Origin of the sequence: Streptomyces sparsogenes (genome assembly GCF_001704635.1) — a bacterium.
Taxonomy (GTDB): domain Bacteria; phylum Actinomycetota; class Actinomycetes; order Streptomycetales; family Streptomycetaceae; genus Streptomyces; species Streptomyces sparsogenes.
This window is the reverse complement of record NZ_MAXF01000163.1, coordinates 1-8,413: the sequence shown is the minus strand read 5'-3', so window position 1 is coordinate 8,413 and position 8,413 is coordinate 1. Positions and strand designations below refer to the sequence as shown.

2 protein-coding genes are annotated in these 8,413 nt (G+C 76.4%); both read left to right on the top strand.

Going from position 1 to position 8,413, the window contains the following annotated elements; genetic code table 11:
- Positions 1-2 precede the first annotated feature (2 nt).
- Positions 3-2,663, top strand: a complete 2,661-nt coding sequence (locus BBH68_RS32280) for an SDR family NAD(P)-dependent oxidoreductase (RefSeq protein WP_107500883.1) — start codon at positions 3-5, stop codon at positions 2,661-2,663.
- Between the two features lie 98 nt (positions 2,664-2,761).
- Positions 2,762-8,413, top strand: a 5,652-nt coding sequence (locus BBH68_RS41060; protein ID WP_141713107.1) for a type I polyketide synthase, incomplete at its 3' end; no start/stop codon positions are given.

Here is an 8,413-nt window from a genome sequence, read left to right as displayed (position 1 = left end):
GGGTGGTGGAGTTGGCTGGTGCGGCGGGGTGTCGTACGCGGCGGTTGCGGGTGGGGCAGGCGTTCCATTCGCCGCTGGTGGAGCCGGTGTTGGGGGAGTTCGCCGCCGTTTTGAACGGCGTGGTCTTCCGGGAGCCGGTCATTCCGGTGGTGTCGAACGTGACCGGTGCGGTGGCTGATGCGGGTGAGTTGTGCAGTGTGGAGTACTGGGTGCGGCACGCGCGGGAGGCGGTGCGCTTCGCCGACGGCGTGAAGTGCCTGGTGGACCGAGGGGTGACGGAGTTCGTGGAGGTGGGACCGGACGCGGTGCTGAGCGGCCTGGTCCAGGGGCGCGGTGAGGGTGTGGTGGCGATCCCGGCGGTGCGCGGGAGCCAGGGCGAGCTGGACACCTTCGTCCAGGCGCTGGCGCGGCTGCACGTGCGGGGCACCCGGGTGACCTGGCCCACCCTGCGCCCCGGCCGCCGGGTCGAGCTGCCCACCTACGCCTTCCACCGACAGCGCTACTGGCTGGACGAGCCCCCCGCCACCGACGGCGAGCACACCCCGGAGGTCGACCGGGCCTTCTGGTCCGCCGTGGAGGGCGAGGACATGGACGTGCTGGCGCGCACCCTGGGAGTCGAGGAGGACGACCGGCAGGCGCCGCTGCGGGAGGTCCTGCCGATCCTCGCCGACTGGCGCCGCCGCTCCAGGGAGCGCTCGGAACTCGGCGAGCTGTGCTACGACGTGCACTGGCGACCGCTCGCGGAGCCGACCGATCAGCCGGTCGGCACCTGGCTCCGGATCACCGCCGGCGGCCCGGCCGCCGCCGAGTGGGGCGCCGCGCTGGAACGGCAGGGCCTCGACCTGGTGTCCGTGGACGTGTCCGCCGACATCGCCGACATCGCCGACCTCGCGGGCGGCGCGGGCCCTGAGGCGCTCACCGAGCGGCTGCGCGCGGTACTCCCGGACACACCCGTGCGCGGCGTGCTGTCACTCCTGGCGCTCGCCGGGGACGAGGACCCCGCCGCGCTCCTGGCCGCCACCCACGCTCTGGTGCGCGCCCTGGGCGAATTGGGGATGGCGGCGCCCCTGTGGTGCCTGACCCGGGGCGCGGTCGCCGTCACCGGTGGCGAGGAGATCCGGCCGGCCCAGGCGCAGGTGTGGGGCCTCGGCCGGGTGGCGGCGCTGGAGCATCCGGAGCGCTGGGGCGGCCTGGTCGACCTGCCGGAGGAGCCCGGGGCGCGGGACGCCGAACGGCTGGCCGCCGTCCTCGCCGGGGCCACCGGCGAGGATCAGGTGGCGCTGCGCCCGGGCGGGTTGCTGGCCCGGCGGCTGCGGCGGGCGCCACTGGCGGCCACGGCGGGCGGCACGGGCTGGACCCCGCGCGGCGCCGTCCTGGTCACCGGCGGCACCGGGGCGCTGGGCGCCCATGTGGCCCGCTGGCTGGCGCGCGAGGGCGCCGAGCACCTGGTGCTGACCAGCCGCCGGGGCCCGCTGGCCCCGGAGGCGGCGGCCCTCGAGGCCGAACTGACCGGCCTGGGCGCCCGGGTGACCATCGCCGCCTGCGACGTCGCGGACCGGGGCGCGCTGGACGCGCTGCTCGACAAGCTCGCCGCCGACGGCGTCCGCGTCAGGGCGGTCATGCACACCGCGGGCGTCGCCCAGTCCAGCCGCATCGACGAGACCGGCCCGGACGACGTGGCCGCCATCAGCGCGGGCAAGGTCGCCGGCGCGCGCCACCTGGACGCGGCCTTCGCCGGAGCCGAGCTGGACGCGTTCGTGCTGTTCTCCTCCACCGCCGGGATCTGGGGCGGCGCGGGGCAGGGCGCCTACGCGGCCGCCAACGCCTACCTCGACGCCCTGGCCGAACGGCGCAGGACACGCGGCGCCGTCGCCACATCGGTGGCCTGGGGCCCGTGGAGCGAGGGCGGCATGGCGGCCCGGGACGACGCCGAGGCGCACCTGCGGCGGCGCGGCGTACGGGCGCTGGCCCCGGACACCGCGCTGACCCTGCTGCGGCACGCCATCGACCAGCGGGTGGTCCGTCTGACCGTGGCCGACGTCGACTGGGAGAGGTTCGCCCTGTCGTACACCTCGGCCCGGCCCAGCACCCTGCTGTCCGACATCCCCGAGGCGCGGCGGGCGCAGGAGCCCTCGGAACCGGACCGCGAGGGCGCCGACGAGCTGTCCCGGCGGCTGGCCGGGCTCTCCGGCGCCGAGCGGCAGCAGGTGCTGACCGACCTGGTGCGGCGGCACGCGGCCGCCGTGCTCGGGCACACCGGGATCGCGGCGGTCGAGGCCGACAAGCCGTTCCGGGACGTGGGCTTCGACTCGCTGGCGGCGGTCGAGTTCCGCAACCGGCTGACCGAGGCCACCGGGCTGGGGCTGTCCGCCACCTCGATCTTCGACTACCCCACCCCGCGCGAACTCGCGGAACACCTGCGCTCCGAGCTGGGCGGGGACGAGCTGTCCGAGAAGGCGCTGCTCGCCGAGATCGACCGGCTGGAGGGCAGGCTCGCCACGGTCGCGGCCCAGGCGGCGCCCCCAGCGGACGCGCTGGCCCGGCTGACGGCCCTGGTCGAGCGGTGGTCCGCACCGGCGCCCGGCGAGGGGGCGACCGAGCGCCTCCATTCCGCGACGCGCGACGAGATCTTCGACTTCATCGACAACGAGCTCGGCCTGTGAACGCCGGCAGTCCGGGAAGCACGAGCGGGCCGACGAGCACCAGCGGGCCGACCGGCACGAGCGGCGAGCGGCGAGGCGCGAGGCGGGGAGACACACGAATGGGATCCACCATGGACGAGGACAAGACGCTCGACTACCTCAAGCGGGTGACCGCCGACCTGCAGAAGGTCCGCGGCCGGCTGCGCGAGGTGGAGTACGCCGAGCGGGAGCCGATCGCCATCGTGGGGATGAGCTGCCGGTTCCCCGGTGGCGTCGGCTCCCCCGAGGAGCTGTGGGAGCTGCTGGTCCAAGGCGCCGACGGCATCACCGGGTTTCCCCGGGACCGCGGGTGGGACCTGGCCGCGCTCTTCGACGGCGGCCCCGGCCGGGAGCCCGGCTCGGCCACCCGCGCCGGCGGATTCCTGCCCGACGCCGCCGAGTTCGACGCCGAGTTCTTCGGCATCTCGCCGCGCGAGGCGCTGGCCATGGACCCGCAGCAGCGGCTGCTCCTCGAGACCTCCTGGGAGGCCGTGGAGCGGGCCGGGCTCGACGCGGGCGCCCTGCGCGGCAGCAGGACCGGGGTGTTCGTCGGCACCAACGGCCAGGACTACGCCACCTTGATGCTCGGCAACAGCCGGTCGGAGCTGGCCGGCCACATGGGCATCGGCAACGCCGCCAGCGTCGCCTCCGGCCGGATCGCCTACACCTTCGGCCTGGAGGGACCCGCCCTCACCGTCGACACCGCCTGCTCGTCCTCCCTGGTCGCGCTGCACCTGGCCGCCCACGCGCTGCGCACGGACGAGTGCGCGATGGCGCTGGTCGGCGGTGTGACGATCATGGCGACTCCCAGCATGTTCACCGAGTTCACCAAGCAGCAGGGCCTCGCCCCCGACGGCCGCTGCAAGGCGTTCGCCGCCGGCGCCGACGGCACCGCCTGGGGCGAGGGCGTCGGCGTACTGCTCGTCGAGCGGCTGTCGGACGCGCGCCGCCACGGCCACCGGGTGCTGGCCGTCCTCCGCGGCTCCGCCGTCAACCAGGACGGCGCCTCCAACGGCCTGACCGCGCCCAACGGCCCCTCCCAGCAGCGGGTCATCCGCCAGGCACTCGGCAACGCCCGGCTGTCGGCCGCCGAGGTGGACGTGGTCGAGGCCCACGGCACCGGCACCACCCTCGGCGACCCCATCGAGGCCCAGGCCCTGCTCGCCACCTACGGCCAGGGGCGGCCCGCCGGCCGCCCGCTGCTGCTCGGCTCGGTGAAGTCCAACATCGGCCACACCGCGGCGGCCGCGGGCGTGGCGAGCGTCATCAAGGCGGTGCTCGCCCTCCAGCACGGCGTCGTCCCGCCCACCCTGCACGTGGACGAGCCCACCCCGCACGTGGACTGGAGCGCCGGGGACGTCCGGCTGGTCACCGAGGCCACCGACTGGCCGCGGACCGGACAGCCACGCCGCGTCAGCGTCTCCGCCTTCGGGGTGAGCGGCACCAACGCCCACGTCATCCTGGAACAGGCGCGGCCCGAGGCCGCCGAGGCCGCCGGGGCCGATCGGCCGGCCGCCCCCGGCGAGGCGACCCCGGCAGGCCCCGCGCCGCTCGCCGGGGACGCCGGCCCCCTGCCGTGGGTCGTCTCGGGACACACCCCCCGCGCGCTGCGCGCACAGGCCGCCCGGCTACGGGAGTTCACCGCCGCCGCCGACGCGGACGCCACCGCGATCGGCCGCTCCCTGGCCCTGCACCGCACCCCGCTGCGGCACCGTGCCGTCGTCCTGGCGGGGGAGCGCGACGGGCTGCCGGCGGGGCTGGACGCCCTCGCGGGGCAGGAGGCGTCCGCGCAGGTGGTGACGGGAGAAGCCGCCTCCGACGCCGCCAAGGTGGTGTTCGTCTTCCCCGGCCAGGGCTCCCAGTGGGCCGGCATGGCCACCGAGCTGATGGCCGCCTCCCCGGTGTTCGCCGAGGCCATGCGGGAGTGCGCCGAGGCGCTGGCGCCCCACCTCGACTGGGACCCGCTCGAACCGCTGCGCGGCGGCGAGAAACTGGAGCGGGACGACGTCGTCCAGCCCGTGCTGTGGGCGGTGATGGTCTCCCTCGCCCGGCTGTGGCGCTCCCTGGGCGTGGTGCCGGCCGCGGTCGTCGGCCACTCCCAGGGCGAGATCGCCGCCGCCTGCGCGGCCGGAGCGCTGTCGCCGGCCGACGGGGCCCGGCTGGTGGCACTGCGCAGCCGGGTGTTCGCCGAGCACCTGTCCGGCAAGGGCGCCATGTACTCGCTCTCCGCACCGCCCGAGCAGGCCGCCGCCCTCCTCCAGGGCCGGGCCGGGGTGTGGATCGCCTCGGTCAACGGCCCCGAGGCCACCGTCGTGGCCGGCGACCTCGACGCACTCGCCGAGGTGACCGCGGAGGCGGAGGCCGCGGGGCTGCGGCCGCGCAAGGTCGGCATCGAATACGCCTCGCACACCCCGCACACCGAGCGGGTGCGCGAACAGCTCCTCCGGCTGGCGGCACCGGTCACCCCGCGCGCCGGGGACACCCCGCTGTACTCGACCGTCACCGCCGCGCCCCTGCCCGGCGAGGCGCTGGACGCCGAGTACTGGTACCGCAACCTGCGCGAGCCCGTCCGCTTCCAGGAGACCGTCCAGCGCCTCGTGGACGAGGGCCACACCGCCTTCCTGGAGGTCAGTCCGCACCCCGTCCTGATGACCGCGATCCAGGACACGGTCGCCGACCGGCCGGCCGGCGCCCCCCGCGTCGCCGTGACGGGCACCCTGCGCCGGAACGACGGCGGCACCCGGCGGCTGCTGACCTCCCTCGCCCAGCTGTGGACCGCCGGCGTCCGCGTCGACTGGCAGGCGGTGTACGGGCCGGACGCCACCGGCGCCGTGGACCTGCCCACCTACGCGTTCCAGCGCCGGCGCTACTGGCTGTCCGCCGACACCGGCGGCGCGGCGGACGTCTCCGCGGCCGGGCTCTCCCTCGTCGGACACCCCCTGCTCGCCGCGGGCGTGGAGGCCGCCGACGGCGACCGCCGCGTGCTCACCGGGCGGCTCTCCACCCACACCCACCCCTGGCTCGCCGACCACCAGGTCCTCGGCCGCGTCCTCGTGCCCGGCACCGCACTGCTGGAACTCGCCCTGCGCGCGGGCGAGTACGCCGACTGCGGCCGGGTCGACGAACTGATCCTGGAGAGCCCCCTGGCCCTGCCCGCCGAAGGCCCGGGCGTCGACCTCCAGGTCACCGTCGGCGAGGCCGACGAGACCGGCCGCCGCCAGGTGCGGATCTTCTCCCGGGCCGCCGGCCCCGACGGCGCCCGGGAGTGGACCGGACACGCCACCGGCACCCTGGCCGCGGAGCCCGCCACCGCGCCCGTGACCCCGCCCGCCGACGCGGCCGCCTGGCCGCCGGCCGACGCCGTCCCGGTGGCCGTCGAGGGACTGTACGAGCGGCTGACCGAGTGGGGCTACGCCTACGGCCCCGTCTTCCAGGGGCTGCGCGGCCTGTGGCGGCGCGGCGACGAACTGTTCGCCGAAGTGGCGCTGGACGAGCAGGGCGGCGCGGACGCCGGCCGGTTCGGCGTGCATCCGGCGCTGGTCGACGCGGCGCTGCACAGCCAGATCGCCACCGCGCTGGACCAGGACAGCGCGGTGGAGCCGAGGCTGCCGTTCTCCTTCGGCGGCGTACGGCTGCACGCCACCGGCGCCACGACGGCCCGCGTCCGGCTCACCCCGAACGGCGCCGACTCCCTCTCCCTGACCATGACCGACCCCACGGGCCTGCCGCTCCTCACCGTCGACGAGCTCACCTCGCGCCCGGTGGCCGCCGGCGACGTCCGGACCCGGCCCCGCGCGGACGCCCTCTTCCGGCTGGACTGGACGGCGCTGCCGCCGGCCGAGGACGCCTCGTGCGCCCTGGCCGTCCTCGGGACCGCCGACGACCTTCCGGACGCGGCCCCGGAAGCCGTCCGCTTCCCCCACCTCACCGCGCTCCAGGAGGCCGTACGCGCCGGAGAGCGGCTGCCGGACGTGGTGCTGCTGCCCGTGCCGGCGGGGCCCGAGGACACCGTGGCCGCCGTCCGCGAGGCGACCGGCGCGGTGCTGGACGTGGTGCGGCGCTGGCTCGCCGCCGAGGAGACCGAACCCGCCTGCCTGGCGGTCGTCACCCGCGGGGGAGCCGCCGCCGCGCCCGGCGACACCGTCGACCCGGTGCACTCCGCGGTCCGTGGCCTGGTGCGCTCGGCCGCCTCGGAGAACCCCGGCAGGATCATCCAGATCGACCTGGACGGCGACGCCCGCTCCGCCGAGCGGCTCCCCGCCGCGGTGGCCGCGACCGTGGCCACCGGCGAGACGGAGAGCGTGGTGCGCGCGGGCTCCCCGCTGGTGCCCCGGCTGGCACGGGTGGCGCCCGCCGACACCCTCGTCCCCCCTGCCGAGGGCGCCTGGAGCCTGGACGTGGACGGCAGCGGCACCCTGGAGGGCCTGCGGCTCGTGCCGTGTCCCCAGGCGCAGGCGCCGCTGACCGACGGCCAGGTGCGGGTGGAGGTCCGCGCCACGGGCGTGAACTTCCGCGATGTGCTGCTCGCCCTCGGCGTCGTCGACGTCGCCGAGTCCTTCACCGAGATGGCCTTCGGCTCCGAGGGCGCCGGCCTCGTCACCGAGGTCGGGCCCGGCGTCACCGGCGTCGCCGTGGGCGACCGCGTCATGGGACTGCTGTCCGGCTCCTACGCGGGACCGCTGGCCGTCACCGACGCCCGCACCATCGCCCCGATCCCCGGCGGCTGGTCGTTCGCCCAGGCCGCCGCCGTCCCCACGGTGTTCCTGACCGCCTACTACGCGCTGCGGGACCTGGCCCGCGTCCAGGAAGGAGAGTCGCTGCTGGTGCACGCCGCCGCCGGGGGCGTCGGCATGGCCGCCGTCCAGCTCGCCCGCCACTGGGGCGTCCAGGTGTACGCCACCGCCAGCGAGCCCAAGTGGCCGGTGGTGCGGGCCTCCGGAGTCCCCGCCGAACGGCTGGCCTCCTCCCGCACCCTGGACTTCGCCGACACCTTCCGCGCGGCGAGCGGCGGCCGCGGCGTCGACGTCGTCCTGAACTGCCTGGCCAGGGAGTTCACCGACGCCTCCCTCGATCTGCTGGTTCCCCAGGGCCGTTTCATCGAGATGGGCAAGACCGACATCCGCGACCCGGAAGCCGTCGCCGCCTCCTGGCCCGGCACCTTCTACCGCTCCTTCGACCTCGGCGAGGCGGGCCCGGACCGGATCGGCGAGATGCTCACCCACCTCGCCCGGCTGTTCGAGGAGGGCGTGCTCACCCCGCTGCCGGTGACCACCTGGGACGTCCGGCGGGCCCCCGAGGCCTTCCGCCACCTCAGCCAGGCCAAGCACATCGGCAAGGTCGCACTCACCGTCCCCTCGGCGCCACTGGACGGAACAGTGCTGGTGACCGGCGGCACCGGCGCCCTCGGCAGTGCCGTCGCCCGGCACCTGGCCCAGCGGCACGGCGTCACCTCACTGGTGCTCACCAGCCGCCGCGGCCCCGACGCGCCCGGCGCGGCGGAACTGGTGGCCGAGCTGGCCGGACTCGGTGCCACCGCCCGCGTCGTGGCCTGCGACGCCGCCGAACGCGAGCAACTCGCCAAGCTGCTGGACGACCTCCCGGACCTGCGGGGGGTGGTGCACACGGCGGGCGTGATCGACGACGGGGTGCTCACGGCGCTCACCCCCGAGCGGCTCGACACGGTCCTGCGCCCCAAGGCCGACGCCGCCTGGCACCTGCACGACCCGCGACAA